Genomic DNA, 19371 nt, shown 5'->3' with positions numbered 1-19371 from the left:
AGATTAAACTTTAGATTTTAATAGGAGTTGCCACGATACAAAAAATAATACATTATGAAAAGCCTCCGAAAATCTCGGAGGCTTTGGAGGCGTTAATCCTTAAATTTATTGTAAAACTCCAGAAAATGTAAAAGTTGGATTTTGAATACTTTTAAATTGCGCAAATAAACCACCTGTTACAGGATCTGTGAGATAGTCAACAGTAAAAGTATCTACATTTAATCTTTGACCAAGCAATGCAGCCATGAAAGGAACAATAATTGCCCCGTTTCCATCAGCATCTACATAAGTAAACTTAAATATACCATCATCTGTTCTTGTATAAGTATAGTTTATTGTACCTACATATTGAGTGGCATTTTGAGGCATATTTACTTTTAAAGTTAACTTCTTAGTAGTATTGTTAAAAGTATATGCCATTTGCTCTAATCTCAATGCATATCCACCATTAAGCATTGCCGCAGCAGCGGTAGCTCTTCTGGTAACATAATCAGCTCCCCACCCTGCATAGGTTGTTGCATTAGGAACTGTAACCAACGTGTAGCCAGCACCAACTAATAAATATAGCGGAGTAAGCGGAGTTGGGCTACTTTTTACGATATATTCTTTGCCAGCTGAATCATATACAGCCAGAGTTGTTGCATCTTTCCATGCGAACCTAACAAACTTTATCCCGTTATACACCAATCCGCTACCTAATAAATCTGCTCCTGCTAATGTGAATGCAAATTTAGAATTACCTCCTAAAACAGTCTTATTATCTTCAAGTACACCTGTAAAACTCACTCTTTTTCCTGCAGTCATATTATTAGTAACATTAACTGCAATGCCAGCTTTTAATGTAGCACTACCAGAAACGATTTCGATATAAGGGTATTTTATAGTAGAGAAAAATGATTTAAACTTATCGATTGCTGTTTTATATTCACCAGCAAGAAACGCTGCTTTTTGGGCTGCGGTAGCTTTAACCATTAACAATGGTTGACGAAACTGGCGACCAACCATAATTAAACTATCTGCAGTTGAGCGCACGTAGGTAAATTCTACATCCGATGAAAATCCGCTTCCCTGCACACCGCCAAGTACCGACGCTTTTGGATCTTGAAGCATTGAGATAAAGTTGTAGGTATCAAAAGCAAGCATTGCTCCACTGCCGGTAGTAACCCTATAAGTAGATTCAGCACCCGTTGAGGCACCTGCATCTGAAATGTCACTATACATAGTTACTTTTTGGCTGGCATTAAAATTCATATAGAAGCCGTAACCGCCTCCTGCAGAGGTAGGCAGCGTTGCTATCCAGCCATTTGGCGCCGATGTTAGTGTATTATTCACTAAAGCAATGGCATCTGCCATTCTTTCTTCAGGGCTTTTTTCAAAGTTAGATTCAACATCAGATTTTTTACATCCTGCCAGAACCAACAAAGCCAAGCATAATAAATAAAATATTTTTTTCATAATGATAAAGTCTTATAAGGTTACTTGTCCTAATGCGCCATAGAAATAGTTGGTTGGCGTTCCGCTAACATAAAAACCACCGTAACTATTAAAATTATCGGCATTGATTGATGCCGGCATCCAACTGGCAACAAATGTATTGTTCAGAAGATAATCCAATAAAGGCTGTACACCTGGTTTTAGTACGGTTGCATTAGCAACCCATGGTGCATCCGTCCCTCCCGCAGTACCATTAGTGAATTTTGTTTGTCCGGTAGCAACAGTTAAAGCTACATTTAGTGCATATTTTGCTTCCAAAACAGTACCTGCACTATTTGAATAATTAACATATAGTACAGCTGTTGATGCAGTTGGAAAATCCAATCGGATATAGTTTAATTTACGATTAGCCCCACCAATTGCAGCTATACCAGAAACCGCTGCTTGATGAACTGCTTTAAAATCATCGGATATACCATAGTTTGCATAAACCTGATCAGTTGCTAAATTAATAGTCATGGTTTTGAAAAGGTTCTGACCTAACCAATACGGGAATCCAGCCTGTGTATATTTATATTGATTTCTTACAACATTTTGGATTTCTTGCTGAAGTTTTCTAAAATCAACCCCAAGATTTACAGTAAAGTATTGTACCACACTTGCCTCTTTCGCCTTTAAAGCCGCTTTACCAACAGCTGTTGAAGCATTTGCCCTTGCATCATACCAAGCCTGTCCGAATACTAATAAATGAGAGGTCACCTCCGCAAAGTCTTCCACAGGTTCGCTTGAAGCGTAAGGTGTAACATATCCATTATCTCTAGCTGTAGCATCTGCCACAGTAGTCCAGGTTGCATTGTAGGTTGACTTTGTGATATTTTGAAAATCAGCTGGCATTGGCACAAGTTGATTCAAAATGTGTGTAAACTCATGATGAATGGTTTTTAGTTTCCCAACTACTAATGAAGCATCATTTACATTAAAATTATTGATATCGTAAATAGTTACACGCCTACCTGCAGATGCTGTAGCCAAGATCATAGATCCATCGGTTTGATATGCACCAGAACCATACATAACCCACTCTTTCGGAACGTTCTTTTTTATAAAAGGAACACCAGCTATTTTGCGGTATGGTAAAATAAAACCATCTAATACAGTTTGCATTTGAGGCCTTACGCTAGCCGTATTACTTGGAGCAACATTTTTATCGTTATCATAATAATATCTACTGTAACGGTAAATTACATCCATATTATATTCATCTAAAAACGTAGTTTTTAACCACAAATCTAAATCTGTATTAGCAACAGGGTTATCGACATTATACTTAGTTAAATCAACATTTAGTGCATCTTCCTTACGGCACGAAATTATCATACCAAGAAGAACAATAAAACTTAAAGTCTTAAATATATTCTTTTTCATAATAGTTATATTTTATCTTGGATTTAATGGAACACCTGATAGTTTAGCCTGTTCAGGAATCTGGAATACGCGTCTATTATCGTTAGCTTCTAAAGTAACAGTTGTTTCTATACCACTAGCATCAAAAATATTATGTTTTACTGGAAAGTGGTTTCTAACAATATCCATCCATCTCATGCCCTCTTGTAAAAATTGTGCCTTTTTAATATCTAAGATTAGCTTAGTAATCCCTTCCTTCGGATCAGCAGTATTATAAAATGTGGCTACTTTAGTTTGTGTGGCAGCGTCAGATGCAGTATAATTTCTTACCGTATTCGACAAAATAAGATTTGCATCCTTTAAAGCATTCTCATATTGGCCTAGCTTGGTATATGCTTCAGCCCGGTTCAGTAATGCCTCATCAGTTGTTAAAAGCGGAGCCATTAGGTAAGGGAAGCCAATTTGGGCAACCTGATCTGTTAAGAAAAAGTATTCATAATACTTATATGTAGTATAATTAGGAACGCCATAACTAAGAATCTTATTGGCATAAGCCTTCCCTGTGATATTTCCATAAACACCTCCAGCTGCAAACATTTTAACCAGATTTGCTCCATAGCCATATCTAGGACTGGTTAACCTCTGATAAACTGAATACTGATTCGCCAATAAAAGGTTATATTTTTGATCTGACCTCGTAAATGCAGCTCTGTAATCTGCAGTACTTAATGCAAAAAGCGTTGTGTTAATTGGTCTAACAATACCTGTATAATCTCCACCAACTGTAACTGCATTAGCATGATCTATTACTTTTTGCCACTCACCTTTAAATAAATAGAAACGGCTGGCAAAAGCATGACCTGCTGCAGGGGTGAAATGATATTTCGGCACCTTATAGGCAGTAGCAGATAAGAGAGCCAGTCCTTCAGTCAAATCCTTTTCGATTTTCTCATAAGTAGATTGAACCGTGCCCCTATCATATTGCTGAATAACTTTAGTTTCGGGAGAGGTTACATATGGAATACCTGGAGAATCGTTAGCCCCGCCAATTACATATTCTTTGGCAAAAAGTGTAACCAACATAAAGTGTGCATAAGCTCTTGCAACTAATGCCTCACCTTTGTAAGGTAGGGCTGAATTACCAAAATTATTGGTCTCAATGGCTTCTAAAGCCTGGTTTGCAGCAGCAATTCCAGAATAGCAGCCATTCCAATAATTCGTCGATGTTCCAGTATCATCACCAATTACATCCTTCCAAAAATATGGCAAAGTAGAAACATCATCGATTGACCCCACTCCATTTCCTTTATCTTCAGCATTATCCGAAGCCGCTTCGGTAAAGGTGTAGTAGTCATACCGAGGGTAAGCCGTTGCAACCAATTGCGCTACTTTCTCAACCGAATTTATTTCTGTTCTATTATCTGGTTCCTTATCTAAATATTTATTACAGCCTTGTGTGCTTAATAATAAACACATCCCTAAAACTGAATATATCGATATTTTAATTTTCATGTTCTTTCTATTTAAAATCCAACTTTAAGTGAAAATGTATATTGTTTTGGAATTGGTAAGGCAACACCACCATTACCAAAAAACTCAGGGTCTTGACCATTCAAACGTTTATCTGAATATAACAGCGCAATGTTATTTCCAATTAAGGATACTGCTGCATTAGACATGTGTAACTTCGCGGCAATTTTTTTAGGGATATCATAAGTTAATGATATCTGTTTAAACCTGATGAAATCTCCTTTAGCTACACGTTCACTAGAGAAATTATACAAATTATATGGATATACAGCATTTAAGGTAGCACCATCTGCATTTTTGATAATACGGGCAGAAGTATATGGATCTAACAAAGCTGGAACATTTGTAAAAGCCTCATCTCCTGGCTGAATCCATCTGTTTAACATCGATTTAGACATCGAATATAAATCGGGATAAGTTGATGAAAACGTTTGTGCTAAGCGAATATAATTACCAGCAGCAAAGGTAAATAATGCTGAAAGACTAAATCCTTTATACCTGAACTGGTTATAAAAACCACCTGTAAAGGTTGGATCAATAGGACCTTCGTATTTTAGATATCCAATTTTATCACTTTGAAGATTAACATAAGTATTTTTATTACCCTTGTCATCTACATAGTAAGGATAGCCATAATCGTGATCTAAGCCTGAAAACTGGATTGAATATAAACCAGCCTGAGCATGGCCAAGTGTGGCAGCACCATTGTCATCAACCAGATTAAATATTTGTGGGTCCACTTCTAATGAAGTGATCTCATTTTTATTAAATGCGAAGTTAAATTGGGTTCTCCATCTGAAATCATCTTTATTGATCGCATTACCTGCAAGGGTAAATTCAATACCTTTCGATTTCATTTTGGCATAGTTCGCCGTTTTAGTAAACTGCCCACCAATACCAGAGGTTTTTATTTCACCAATTAAATCGTAAATATTTCTTTTGTATAAATCTACAGTTAAGTTAATTCGACCTTTTATTAAGGATAAATCGGCTCCAATATTGGCCTCTTTTAGTTTCTCCCAGGTTAGCTCATCATTAGCAAGGCCTGAAATATAGGTAACTGTTTCTTTTTCATTATCGTAAGGCCTTCTCGAAAGCTGGTTATAAAACACAGCAGCAGAATTATTTGCATTACCTAAATTTGCTACTAAACCGTAAGTACCTCTGATTCTGGCTGAGGTCAAATAATCATTTTTAGGCCAGAAGCTTTCTTCCTCTATATTCCATGCTCCGGAAACGTTCCAGGTTGGCAACCATCTCGCAGTTCTGCTTTTGCCCATTAAGTTCGAACCATCGTAACGTGTGGTTGCATTAAAACTGTATTTATCTTTATATGCATAAGCTCCGCGTAATGCAAATGAAGCAAAACGATCAGCCCCAACACTCATTGCATAGTAAGGTGCAGCGGCTTCCTGGGCCTTTTTGAAATAATAATAATTTGCGTTTACAATACCACCATTATCATACTGATATCCAACCCCATCAAATCTGGATGTTTGTCTATCAATATAACGAGCCTCCATTGAACCAAAAAAGTTTAGTTTATGCGCTTCGTTAATAGTTTTATCAAATTCCAGATTTTGCCTGAAATAATAGTTTTTCAGGTTATCATAATTTACATTGTAGAAGCCTCCTTCAGGAAGAACAACAATTGGATATGCAGAAAGGTCATCAGGGTTTTGGTATAAGAATGGATTACTTCCCAAAACTGTTGGATCTTGTGCACCAGCTCTGAAAACTTGAGCCATATTTGAATTTTCCTTAATATAATGCTGGCGGTCAGTTTTAGCAAATCGGTAGGCACCATCTATAGAGTAAGTTAAACTCGGTATAATTTTATATTTAATACCACCCTGTATTTTAAAATCTATTTGTCCTAATGATAAATAATTATTTTCTAATTCATTGATGATGTTAAATGGAGCAAATCCCCTGTTAAAATACTCTAAACTTCCATCAGTATTATAAGCCGTTACAGCTCTGCTCGTATTCAGTGCATACGAGTAAGGATTAATGTCAAAATCACGAGAGAACTTACCATACACAGGATCTGATGTCCTGGTTAAAGTTCCTGGCGCACGCTGATCTCTAACGGATCCATTAGCCAATAACTCGCCACTAAATTTATCACTAAGTTTAAAATTTATTCTAAAGTTTCCAGTAAAACGATCTACCTCATTTCCCAGTGTCTGACCGCTGTCGTGCAAATAAGATGTAGAAGCATAGGTTTGGAACTTCTCTGTACCAGAACTCACACTTAAAGAGTGCTCCTGAAGTAAAGAATTCTTAAATAAAACATCGAACCAATCAGTATTAGCGTTGGCGTATCGCTCCAAAAATTTAGTCCGGCTAATCACATCATTTCTTAACTCGTAACTATTGGTTGCTGCATTATAATTGTATAATGCATCGTACATTTTACCAAATGGACCGATGTTTGCTGTTTTTGTAGAAGTTTGTTGAAAGTACCCTTTGTTCTCCAGCTCCAGCATCACCGACATTTGATCTGCAGAATTAAGAATGTCGTATTGAGAATAATTAGGTTTTAAATATGTGGTTAAATTGGTTGTGTAGCTGATTCTTGGAGCACCCTCTGTTTGGCGGCCCTTTTTAGTAGTAACCACAATTACGCCATTCATTGCACGCGCACCATACATAGCAGTTGCAGCAGCATCCTTCAGGATATTGAAGCTTTCAATATCATCGGGATTTAAACCTGCTACTGACGATCCGATTAATGTGTTGGCATCACCAGTTGATAAAGCATCATTTGATATATTAACCACGTCTTCCAGGATAATCCCATCAACTACCCAAAGCGGTTTATTATCACCAGAGATAGAGGTAGCACCACGCACACGAATTTTCGGCGCTGCACCAAAAGTACCTGATACGTTCTGTACAGATACACCGGCAACCTGCCCTTCTAACATACGACTGATATCCGGCACACCATTCCTTTGAGAATCCTCTGCCTTAACCAAAGTTGATGAACCTGTAAACAATTTCCTGTCTAATTGTTGGTAACCTGTTGAAACTACATTTACTTCTTTTAGTTGAGCAGCATCCTCCTCCAAAGTAACATTAACAATAGTTTTAGATCCGATTGGTACTTCGAGTGTTTTATACCCTATATAACTAAAGGTTAAAACAGCGCCCTCCTTTACCGAAATGGTAAAATCGCCCGATGCATTAGTAGATACCGCGTTAGCAGCCCCTTTTTCCCGAACACTTACACCTGGAAGTGCTACACCACTTTTATCACGTACCTTACCCGAAACCTTTACTGCAACAAAGTATCCTATTACTTTATCAATAATTGATTTTTCTTTGGGTTTAATTAAGATGGTTTTATCCTCAATAGTATAGGTTAAATCATTCCCTGCAATAATTTTAGCCATTACTTCCTCAATAGTCGAATTGCTGAAATTGGCATTAAAAGTAGTGGTACTGCTGATTTTATTGGTTGAGAGCAATACATCATAACCAGATTGCAATCTGATTTCGCGGAACATTTTTTCGAGTGTTACATTTTTTTCCTTTAATGTAACCAGCTGGCCAAATGAAGCTGCACTTACCTGCATTAACGAGGCAAGCAGAACGACCGTAATTAACTTCATCATTAATAGCAATTTAGGTATGTAGCGGCGATGCGTACATAAAATTCTGATATAAATTTTGTACATTTAATAGTCTGTTTTTTGTGCGGAACGCAAGAAAGTTTGGACGCCAAAAAGCGTTTCGCGGTTATCCAAGAAATAATTGTTTTTAATCGATTCCGGTTTCGGAATAGCTGAACAGATTATAAAAAGGGGTGTTGCAAGCACTCCTTTTTTATGCATTCAACTTTTGGATCGTCAGGAGTTTTGTCGAAGTTTATTCATCATTAGTTAGGTTAGGGTTGATTAATTTGTTATTTCTTTTTTAGAGATAAAGGTTAGTTACTCCTTCATCTTTTTCTCGTTTATTCTTTATAGACAATTATTTTATTGCCCTTAATATCAAAACGAACTTCGCCGGTCTGCTCAAATTTTCTGAGCACTTTTGATATTTTCTCGAAACGGCTTACCGTTCCATAATACATTACATCTTTAGCTTCAGGGTCGGCATATTCTATTTCTACATTATACCACCGGGCAATTTTGCGTAAAATACTTTCCTGTTTTTCATTATCGAACATGAAATAGCCATTTTTCCAGGCTATTGCTTCATCGGTATTTGCCTTTTTTATGGCTATTCCGTTGTTAGATAGTATCGATTGTTCGCCGGGTTTCAGCACAAACATATCAGTTGAGTTTAAATCAGAAACGCGAACGCTACCCTCGAGCAAAGTAGTACGGGTGACATTTTCGTTGGCATAACTGTTAATGTTAAAATGTGTGCCTAAAACTTCCAGTTCCTGTTTTGAAGTTTTAACGATAAAAGGATGCGCCTTATCTTTAGCCACCTCGAAATAGGCCTCGCCGGTTAACTCAACCTTACGCTGTTTTGATGAGCCGATATTTAATGGATACTGCAAAGATGAAGCGGCATTAAGCCAAACTACCGAACCGTCAGGCAGCCTGATTTCCCATTCGCCCCCATTCGGTGTGGAAATGGTATTTACTTTCGAATCGTCAATAACACCGGCTGATTTTTCTATATGGTAAACGAGCTGGCCATTTGCAGTTTTAGAAACGGATATCCCAGCCTGTTCAATAACATCACCGTTTGCGGCATCACTCAGCGATATTTTCCTGCCATCGGCCAGGGTTAAAATGGCTTTGTTCTTACCAGGTGCCACGTCAGAGGCAAAAACATGTTCTTTCTTTTTATTTAACGATAAATAAGCCGTAAAAGAAAACACAACCAATACTGCTGCAGCGGCAGCCCACTTTAAAGGTCGTAACAAAATGCTACGCGGTGTTTTTTGCGGTTTATCGGTAGTTAAGATATTATTCAGTACAGCCTCCCATTTTTCAGTTACAGCTCCTTCAGTAGCAGTCGCTTCTTCAGCCACAATCATCTTTACGATTTCGTCGCCAACAGAAGATGCCGGATCTGCAGCCAATGCTAAAAGCTCCTGCTTTTCTGCCGGGCTTAGTGCATCTGCCGTAAACTGTTTTAATAAGTAATTGATACGTGGTTCCATAATGGGGCTACAATACTAAGAAGCAGAAAAAAGAAATTAGGACTATCGAGATTTTAAAAAAAGTTATTTTATTTTCAAAAAGAGGAAAACAAAAGGAAAAATGAATACAATTCCATGCTGATCGAGGTAGATGCGAATGGATTTCAGGGCCGATACTAAGGCATTTTTAACCGTATTTGGCGATATACGAAGTATTTCAGCAATTTCAGGAATGGTTTTACCATCGCGACGGCTCAGCTGGTATATTTTTCGGCGTTGATCGGGTAATTTTTCAATTGCAGCAGCAATAATTTTAGTTACCTCATTCAAATTAATGGTTTCGACGGTGTTATTGTGGCTATCTGTTTGTTTAGCGGTAAAAGCATCAACCATCTTATCGGCCTTAAGCTTTTGGCGCAGGTAACTTAAGCATTCGTTTGATACATATTTGTATAAATAAGCTTTCACATTCTCTACTTCGGCCAGTTTATCGCGGTTAAGCCATACCCTTAGAAAGGCATCCTGAATAATTTCTTCTGCGGCATCGTCTGATTTTGTAAATTTTGTAGCAAATACCTGAAGTACGGGAAGGTATTTAAAGAACAAAACAGCAAAAGCCTGCTCATCGCCCTCCACAATCTTGCTAATCAGTGCACGTTCTTTTTCCGAATTGCTTACCGCCATAAATTTAATTAGTAATAGGGCTATCTACTGTATTATCCTGATTTGTAATAATAGAAAGATTTAGTGAAAGCCTGGAAATTATTTTACTAAACCAATTTAGCTAGTTAATAACCGAACTTCTCTACCAAATATAATGATTAAGAAATTTTACAGGCTAAAAAAAATGTTAAAAATAAAACCCCGCTTTTAAGGCGGGGCTGAGAGGGGCGGTTAATTTAATCTAATTTATTTTCTTATCTCGGTCTCCAGCTAATCCATGCCTGGGCATCAGATACCCGAACCATATCATATCTTTTACCATCTTCAGATGTTGGGATCAGATACCAATCCTGAGCACTTCCTACAGTTTCCCCGCCATACAACAGGTTTCTGGCTGCACTCATTGCCATGGCTATTGGTGCAGTTCCCGTAAATGTTCCGGCGTTGGTTCCTAAGGTAAATCTGGCTATACCAGAATTGATACCAAACGGATTTCGCGATAATACGTAAGGTGCACCTAATCCATTGTTAACAAAGGCGATCAATCCTTCGGTTGTACCTCCAAAAACAGTTGGTCCGGCATACCATAAATTTTGGTAACCGGCAACATTTTTAAAATTGCAAAAATCGTCAACACCTCCGGCATGAAAAGCCTTATCAGAAACCCAGGTACCATTTAAATTTGCGAACATTTGATTGTACCATCTTTGGGCTGCATTAACATCTAGTTTTAAAGGCGTTATCGCCTCTTTAATTTGGATTGGGCTACCATTAACATTTGCTTTGATGATAAAAGATGTGGCATCATAACTTACATCGCTTATTTGCTTAACAGTAGTTGTACCTATTACCAATGGATCGTAAAAGGCAACTGCCGGACCAGAAACATAATAATTTGAAGTTACCGTTTTAAGGTTTCCATTTTCTAAATAAGAGAAGCTCAGCACCTGGGCAGTTGGGTCCCATTTTACCTCACATTCAATTCCTCCAATGGTTGTCCGTTTAAAGTATGTTCTGATTTTAGCCGCAGCCTCGGTAACATTATTAAGCGCCGTAAATACTGCTGCACTTTCTGCTGCCGACTTAGATCTGATCAGGATCAATTTACTTTTATTGAATGTGCCTTCTAATTTAATGGTATCGGCACTTGAAGATAAAAATGCAAATTCGAAATCTGAATAATAACCTGCCGCAGTAGTTCCGCCAAACACACTCGAGGTTGGATCGGCAAGTAAATGCAATGTAGAATAAGAGTCGAAAAGCAAAGTAGGACGCTGCAATGCTTTTAAGCGATAAGAACTCTCCACTGGTGCCGTCCGGTAATCGGCTGCCATGGTTGTTCTGTTTTTATCATTGAAAGTAAATAAAAAAGTAGCCGGTTTTTCATTATCGGTTAACAGGTAACCTTTCCAGCCAAATTGTGCACCGTTTAGCTGTGTTTGATATTCGGTTAAGGTTGCCGATAGCCGATCATCAACATTGCCGATAACGGGCGTTGTTGTATCTTTTTTACAGGCGCTAAATGCCAATGTAAACAAGAGGATATATAATAAATGCTTTTTCATCATTTTTGATCTTTAATTATTACAATGTTCCAAATAAGTACGAAGTAGCATCTGTTGTTTTAACAAGGCCGCCAAATATACTTTTCGATTGAGGGACAATATCATCCACCCAGCGGATATTAAATGACTGATTGTTGAAATAGGTTAACAAAGACTGAATGCTGGCTTCTATTGCCCTGGCGTTAGCATTTGTTGGCTGAGGATCTGTATAAGTTAAAGTAAGCAACCCGCCAACATTCGTTGTAGTATAATTAAAATCCGCATTAAACCCTGCACTTAACGCTGCTGTTGGATCCATAAAATTCACTCTTAGAATCATCCTGTTTGCAGTAGTAAAAACGAGCGAAATGTTATCGATATAAAGTCCCATTCCAGATTGCAAACCCGTATTAGCTGCGTTATAAGCCGTGAGGAATTTAGTAGATAAACCATTTAGTTTTTGAGGATTTACAGTAATGGTACCATAAGTTTTACCCGGCCCAAGTAAACTGTTAAAATCTGCAGTTGCCGATTGAGCTTCTATAGCAGCCTGTGTTCTGGTTTGTAAATCGGTTAAATCTATACCCCAGCTATCTTTCATATAAGCTACAACGATCGATTTCTTTTTTAAGAGCTTAGCCCTTGCATCGGTATTTTGTTCGTAAACCCCTTTTCCATTTCTTTTGATGTAAAGTCCGTCATACACGAAAAGATTGTTTATGATGTTATCAAAATTAGCTTGTCCGCCTTCCAGTAAAGTTGATAAAGTCTCCACAAAATCGTCGTCCTTATTTGATCTTGAGTAAGGCGTTATAAAACCCTTTCCCCAAAAATCGGCCTCGTACATAATCTTATCCAGGGCCGAATTTGTAGAATATGCACCTCTGAAAATATTAAACCAGGTTGCGGTATAATCAGCAGGTGTGATTCTTTGATAATCGGGCACCACAGCAATATTCTGATTCAGGATATGGCCAAACTCATGGTGCATGGTGTGTAAAATCTGTTTTACCGCAGGCTTATTGGCCGGGTTAAAAGTGTTCAGGTCTAACAAAACAATTTTCCGGCCCGCTTCTGCCGTACCCAGGGTAATGGTACCGTTGCTGTTGTACGAAGGGCTACCCGCCAGGTAAAACTGTTTTTGGGTATATTTCTTCATAAAATCTTCGCCCTTTACTGCAGCATAAGGCACTATCCAGGTATTTTTAATAATGCTCATTACGGGCACTACCAATTCTTCTTTAACCGGTACTATATTCTTATAAATTTCTCCCAGCTCCGACCTGTCCCACTTGTATTTTACTTCGATGTTATAGGGAGTGGTATAGTTTGTACTAATCCACTCATCTATTGGCCCCTTAGTCCAGGTATCGCCACCCAAACCAACTATATCGGCACTTAAATCATCTTTTTTGCTACATCCTGCTAAAAAGATTGTTGCTAAAGCAACCATTAATAATGTCTTTTTCATAATAATATGCTTTTATAATTATCGAGGATTCGCAGCTAAACCTGCTGCAACAGCATCTTGTGGAATTTGAATTAACCTTCTCGGGTCATTAACGCCCAATGTAATTGTATTTAAACCGTTAGCAGAAACGTGTACAACCGGGATTTTCAGCCTTACAATATCCAGCCACCTTAAGCCCTCGTGCATATATTCCTGGCGCTTAAAATTGATGATGGTGGCCACTAAAGCATCTTTAGCAGATAAGCCTGTAAAAAATGTGGTGGCTTTGGTTTCTGTAAATTTATCGGCAGTAGCAGAATAGTTAACAATCCTTTTCGACAGGTAAATATCCAGGTCGGCAATGGTTTGCGCATTATTGGCCAGCATGGCATTGGCCTCGGCCCTGTTAAACAGTACTTCTTCGGCAGTTAGCAAAGGTATCATGTTGTAAGCATCGCCAAAGTTGGCACTAATGGTCTCTTTTACAAAATGCTCTCTGAATTTAGGAATATTATAAAATGCTTCGTTTGCACCAAAAATTTTCCCGGCTATGGCCAGCGATTTTCCTGTTGGATTGTTACCCGGATTAAATACTGTTGCCAATACCCCCGAGCTTAACCCGTAATTGTAAGCACCATAATTTCTGCCCCAAAACGAATTGGATTCCTGTAACAACAAGTTAGCTGGTTCGGTTGAATTAGAATACAATGCCTGCAACTCATAAAAACCCAATACATTATAGGTAGTATTCCAGGCCCTTAGGTTATCGGCAATTGTAGCTGCCGGAAAAACAGCATTGGCATTATCGATTACTTTTTGGTAATCTCTTTTAAATAAATAAAAGCGTGTAGCAAAAGCACGGGCGGCCTGCGTAGTAAAATGATACTTTGGCACCCGGTAGCTATTGTTATTAAGCAATGGTAACCCTTCGGTTAAATCTTTCTCAATACTGGCATAAACACTTGCCACGGTTCCCCTGGTATAATTACCTTCTACAATTTTTTGTGGCAAGGTAACATAAGGAATACCCGGATCGGATGCAGCCGTAGCCGGATCGTAAGCTTTAGCAAACAGGGTAACCAACATAAAGTGTACGTAAGCCCTGGCTACAAGTGCTTCGCCTTTGCTGGCCGAGTATTCAGCGGTATTGCCACCTTTCTCAATGGCTTCTAAAGCATAATTGGCAGCCGCAATGGCTTTATAGCAAGCGTTCCAATAAAATGGGGGGGTATCTACTGAGTTTGCGTCTATCTGATCAATGTAATTCCAGGGAGAAGAATTTGGCAAAGCCCTTGCTGTTATTCCCTTATCGCCTGCATTATCACTCATGGCTTCGGTAAAGGGAAGATAACTGCCATGTGGATAGGCATTGGCCAGTAATTCGGCAACTTTAACCGGGCTGTTTAATTCAGTACGGTCGTCTGGCTGATGCTCTAAAAATTTCTTACAACCACCAGATAGCAGTAATCCTGAGCATGCGATATATATGAATATTTTATTCTTTTTCATTTTCTGTTCAATTTAAATTAGAATCCAACTTTTAGCGAAAGTGTATACTGTTTTGGAATTGGCAAGGCTACACCACCAGAGGCAAAAAACTCAGGATCCTGCCCCTTTAGTTTTTTATCTGAATAGATTAACCAAAAGTTATTGGCAACAGCACCAATTGATGCGTTGTTTGCGCCAATAGCTTTCAGGAATTTTGCAGGTAGTGCATATGAAAGAGATATTTGTTTTAACCTGATAAAACCACCATCAGCAACTCTTGCTGTAGAATAGTTGTAGGTATTGTAAGGATATGTTCCACTAATTTTACCCGCTGCTTCTATATCCAGAATAGAAGGGATATTTGTTTTCAGCTCATCGCCAGGCAAAGTCCATCTGTCTTTAAATTCGTTCGGTAATGCATCCAGATCTGAATAAGAAGTAGCAAATATCGGGTTCAGCCTGATTTTATTTCCGGCAGAGAAAGTAAATAATGAACCCAATGTAAAGCCTTTGTAACTTACACTGTTGTAAAAACCACCTGTTAATTTCGGATCTGTAGGACCTTCGTATTTCAGGTATTTGGTTTCTAAACTCTGCATGTAAACATCAGTACTTTTCTCGCCTTTTTCGTTGATAAATTCAGGGATACCGGTATCGTGGTTCAAACCAGTAAAATCAACTGAATATAAACCGCGGTATGGGTAACCTTGCTGAGGTCCGCCATCGGCAGTTACCAAACTGAATATATTTTGCGGACTTGAAAGTTTAGTTACTTTGTTTTTATTGTAACCAAAGTTTAAATTACTTCTCCAGTTCCAGTCGCCGGTTTTAATAATCGGCCCGCTTAAAGTTACCTCAATACCTTTAGAGTTCATATCGGCATAATTGGCTGTGGTTAAATACTGACCGCCAATACCCGAGGTTCTTAACGGACTGATTAAATCGAAACCATTCCTGTTATATAAATCAACCGTTAAGTTCAGTTTATCTTTAAAGAAACCAAGATCTACACCAATATTCGTTTCATATTGTTTTTCCCAGGTTAAATCCCTGTTTTCAATATACTCGATATTCATCACCGATTCGGTTTCGCTGGTATATGGCCTTAATGCACTTCCATTTCTTAAAACCAGTGCCGAATTGGTAGCACTTCCTAAACTGGCCGTTAAGCCATAAGTAGCTCTTATGGTAGCACGGTTTAAGATTTTAGTCAGCCTATCGTTATCAAAGAACTTTTCTTTATCAATGTTCCATGCACCGGAAATGTTCCAGGTTGGTAACCATCTTGCTGTAGCCGAGCTACCCAATTGGTTCGAACCATCGTACCTGCCAGTGGCGTTAAATGAATATTTGCCATCATAAGAATAAGCCGCTCTGGCCATAAATGCTGCAAAACGATCATAACGGTGGTTCATGGAGTAGTAATTCAGGTTATTAAGCACAGCCTGTTTTACAATATTCGGATCAATAAACGGCACACCTCCCTTATCGTATTGATAACCATAACCAATCATGCTTCTGGTCTGGCGATCGGCCATACGCATTTCCTGAAAGGCATAAACGTTGATGAAATGTTTTTCGTTAATGTTCCTATCGTACTCGAGTGAGTTCCTTACCATATACGATTTAAGAAAATCGTCGTTTGTGTTGTAAAAACCACCATAAGGAAGTACTACAACGGGCTGCAACTCGGGATGAGCCGGATCGCGGAACAAGAAACGGTTATTCTCCTGAATGTAAGAATCGCCATTGGCCCGGTAAGCATTGGCCATGTTAGCATTTTCTCTTACTTTATGTTCATTACCACTTTTTACATAGCGCATCGAAGCCAGAAAGTCGTACTTAAAGTTTTTGGCAAACTTATACCCTAAACCTCCCTGAAGTTTAAAATCGAGCATACTCAAATCCAACGAATTATTATCCAGCTCATCCAGGATATTGAAATTGGCAAAGTTTCTGGTAAAGCTTTCGCGGTTTCCGTTTTGATCGAATGCGGTTAAAGTTCTGCTCGTATTTAATGCATAGCTAAAAGGGTTGATATCGAAATCCCTCGAATATTTTCCCTCAACCGGATTACTCACCCTGCCAACTGTTCCGGGTGCTTTTTGGTTACGGATTGATCCGGTAGTAATAAAATTAAGGGTGAGCTTATCAGACAGGTTAAATAAAGCATTTACGTTTGCGGTATATCGCTCTACATTATTGCCTACCGCCCAACCGTTATCGTTCAGGTAACTGGTAGAAATATATAACTGCGATTTATCCGTTCCTGATGAAACACTGATACCATGTTCCTGCATCAGCGAGTTTTTGAAAAGCACATCAAACCAATCGGTATTCGCCGTGGCATAGCGTGATAAAAATGTATTTCTCGCTTCAGGTGTATTGGCCAGGCCAAATGCGCCCGATGTTGCATCGTAAGTATTAATTAACTGGTACATTTTAGTGTAAACCCCACCATCGGCAGCTCTCGATGCACTGGAGTGGTTTAACCAGCCTTTACGTGCCAACTCCGAATATACCGACATCTGGTCGGACGAATTCATAATGTTGTAGCTATCGTAAGTTGGTTTTAGATAAGTAGAAAAGTTACCGGTATAAGAAATTAATGGTTTACCAATACGGCCTTTTTTAGTGGTAATTACCACCACACCGTTCATCGCCCTTGCACCATACTGCGCAGTTGCGGCAGCATCTTTCAAAATATTGAAACTCTCAATATCATCGGCATTAATACCTGCAACCGACGAACCAATTAAAGTACTTACATCACCTGATGATAACTGTTCGTTAGAAATGTTAACCACATCTTCTAAAATCACACCATCAACTACCCAAAGCGGTTTATTTTCACCTGTAATAGAAGTTGCCCCACGTACACGGATTTTAGGTGCAGCACCAAAAGTACCCGACACATTCTGTACCGATACCCCCGCTACCCTACCCTCGAGCATACGGCTTACATCGGTAATACCATCCTGTTTAACATCAGCTCCTTTTAAAGCTGTCGCTGCTCCGGTAAATAGTTTTTTATTCAGGTTTTGATAACCTGTTGAAACAATGTTTACTTCGCCTAGCTCTTTTGAATCTTCTTCGAGGCTAACATTAATTACCGTTTTACCAGCTACGGTCACCTCAATGGTTTTATAACCGATAGATGCGAAAGATAATGTCGCATTATCCTTAACGGTAATCTGGTATTCGCCCCGTGAGTTAGTCGAAACCGCATTGGTTGCCCCTTTCTCGCGAACACTTACGCCCGGCATGGTTGCACCATCCTTTTTATCGCGTACAGTACCCTTTACGGTGATCTCTTTTTTCGCGTTATTTTTAGGTGCGGCAGCAACCTTTAAAATTACCTGGTTGCCTACCAACCGGTAAGAAATATTTTTTTGCTTAAGCTGATCAAGTGATTCAGTTATCGAAGACAGCTTTGATGGCACATCAAGCACCATTGTTTTATTAATCTCTGCGGCATCAAAAACAAAACTTACTTTATAAGCCTGTTCTATTTTTTTCAGGTAGTTATCCAATCTTTCGGGCTTTCCATTGGCTTGCTGAGCATCGGCCCTGGCCAAAACTGCCCAAAAAACTGCACACAGCAGTAAGGCCATCTGGCGCAAACTTATTCCCGCATTTCTTTGGTAGAAATTTTTCTCCATAGTTGATTTCAGTTAATTTAATTGATTAGTGTATTGGTGTCTTTAAGGTTATTGTGTCTTTATTCGTAGTAATTTTTAATCCGTAAGTTTCTTTCAGCACAGCTAAAACTTCTGTTAAACTATTGTCCTTAAAGGTGGCATTGAACTTTTTAACCAGTGGCTGATTGGTTTCTATAAGAATATTTTTTTGATAGTAGCTGCTCAGTTGTTTACACACTTCTTCCAGTGGGGTATCAACAAAAACGAGCTCGTTTGTTAACCATGCATCTGCATTTTGCGAAAGCCGGGTGGTAAACTGTCTGTTCGAAATGCTGTACGACAAAGCCTGACCTGCAACTAAAATGGATGATGTACCATTGGCGTACGGCGAAAACAATACCCTCCCGGTTTTCACATCCAGATCGATTTTATTCGGCGAATAGTTAATATTGAAAGATGTTCCGAGTACTTTAACTTTCGATTGCCCCATTAACACACTGAAAGGGCGTTTTGGGTCTTTGGCAATCTTAAAGAAAGCCTTACCCTGTATTAAATAGATTTCCCTTGATGATGAAACAAAGCTTTTTGGATATTTAACCGAACTGTTTGCCGCCAGCATAACCACCGAGCCATCGGCCAATAAAACCGAATCTTTCTGGTTTGCACCAGTTTGAAGGGTTAGATAAGCCGGCTTGTTGTTCAAGTTATAAAACCAGTAACCGAGGCCCAGTATAATGAGTGTTGCTGCGATGTTACGTAACCAGATAATACCTGTAAAAGGCTTATAAGTATGCTTTTTAAATTCGCGCTTAAAATTAGCCTCTGCCTGCTTGATATCGATTCTGTTTAAAGAAACAGACTTAGCAGATAAATGCCATACCCTCGATATTTCAAGAAAATACGCTTCATTTTCAGCAGATGCCGACCTATAAGTATCTATTGCAGCACAAGTGGTTTCATCCTGCGGATTGTTTAAATACCGGACGATTAAATCCAGGTATTCTGATTGGTTAAGCATTTAGTTCGTTTGGGGGATTATATTTTAAAGACAAACCAAACCGTAAAAACCCCTAAATAAATTTCAAAAAAATGAATATATTTTAAAAA

11 protein-coding genes are annotated in these 19371 nt (G+C 38.7%); all 11 read right to left on the bottom strand.

Annotated elements, in window-relative coordinates; translation table 11 throughout:
- Positions 1-105: 105 nt before the first annotated feature.
- The gene (locus HWV58_RS10505; protein ID WP_175634068.1) at positions 106-1455 is read right to left on the bottom strand and encodes a DUF4302 domain-containing protein; all 1350 of its coding nucleotides are present in this window, start codon (positions 1453-1455) and stop codon (positions 106-108) included.
- A gap of 12 nt (positions 1456-1467) precedes the next feature.
- Positions 1468-2859: a substrate import-associated zinc metallohydrolase lipoprotein gene (locus HWV58_RS10500; RefSeq protein ID WP_175634067.1), complete on the bottom strand. Its 1392-nt coding sequence runs from the start codon at positions 2857-2859 to the stop codon at positions 1468-1470.
- A gap of 12 nt (positions 2860-2871) precedes the next feature.
- Entirely contained in the window at positions 2872-4350 is a 1479-nt protein-coding gene (locus HWV58_RS10495) for a RagB/SusD family nutrient uptake outer membrane protein (protein WP_175634066.1), read from the bottom strand.
- A gap of 11 nt (positions 4351-4361) precedes the next feature.
- Positions 4362-7991: a SusC/RagA family TonB-linked outer membrane protein gene (locus tag HWV58_RS10490; RefSeq protein WP_235972702.1), complete on the bottom strand. Its 3630-nt coding sequence runs from the start codon at positions 7989-7991 to the stop codon at positions 4362-4364.
- 341 nt (positions 7992-8332) lie between these two features.
- Positions 8333-9499: a FecR family protein gene (locus HWV58_RS10485; RefSeq protein ID WP_175634065.1), complete on the bottom strand. Its 1167-nt coding sequence runs from the start codon at positions 9497-9499 to the stop codon at positions 8333-8335.
- 63 nt (positions 9500-9562) lie between these two features.
- Positions 9563-10162, bottom strand: coding sequence for an RNA polymerase sigma factor (locus HWV58_RS10480; protein ID WP_175634064.1), 600 nt, complete (start codon positions 10160-10162; stop codon positions 9563-9565).
- A gap of 233 nt (positions 10163-10395) precedes the next feature.
- Positions 10396-11709 (bottom strand): DUF4302 domain-containing protein, encoded by a 1314-nt coding sequence (locus tag HWV58_RS10475; RefSeq protein WP_175634063.1) that lies wholly within the window; start codon positions 11707-11709, stop codon positions 10396-10398.
- Between the two features lie 16 nt (positions 11710-11725).
- Entirely contained in the window at positions 11726-13156 is a 1431-nt protein-coding gene (locus tag HWV58_RS10470) for a substrate import-associated zinc metallohydrolase lipoprotein (RefSeq protein ID WP_175634062.1), read from the bottom strand.
- An 18-nt stretch (positions 13157-13174) separates the two neighbouring features.
- Entirely contained in the window at positions 13175-14644 is a 1470-nt protein-coding gene (locus HWV58_RS10465; protein ID WP_175634061.1) for a RagB/SusD family nutrient uptake outer membrane protein, read from the bottom strand.
- 17 nt (positions 14645-14661) lie between these two features.
- Complete coding sequence (locus HWV58_RS10460; protein ID WP_175634060.1) at positions 14662-18285, bottom strand: SusC/RagA family TonB-linked outer membrane protein; 3624 nt, start codon at positions 18283-18285, stop codon at positions 14662-14664.
- 25 nt (positions 18286-18310) lie between these two features.
- Positions 18311-19282: a FecR family protein gene (locus HWV58_RS10455; RefSeq protein WP_175634059.1), complete on the bottom strand. Its 972-nt coding sequence runs from the start codon at positions 19280-19282 to the stop codon at positions 18311-18313.
- Positions 19283-19371: the final 89 nt, after the last annotated feature.

The sequence above is a fragment of the Pedobacter ghigonis genome, from assembly GCF_903166585.1.
Taxonomy (GTDB): Bacteria; Bacteroidota; Bacteroidia; order Sphingobacteriales; family Sphingobacteriaceae; genus Pedobacter; species Pedobacter ghigonis.
Note: the sequence above shows the minus strand (reverse complement) of the source record. Positions and strands in the feature narration are given on the sequence as shown.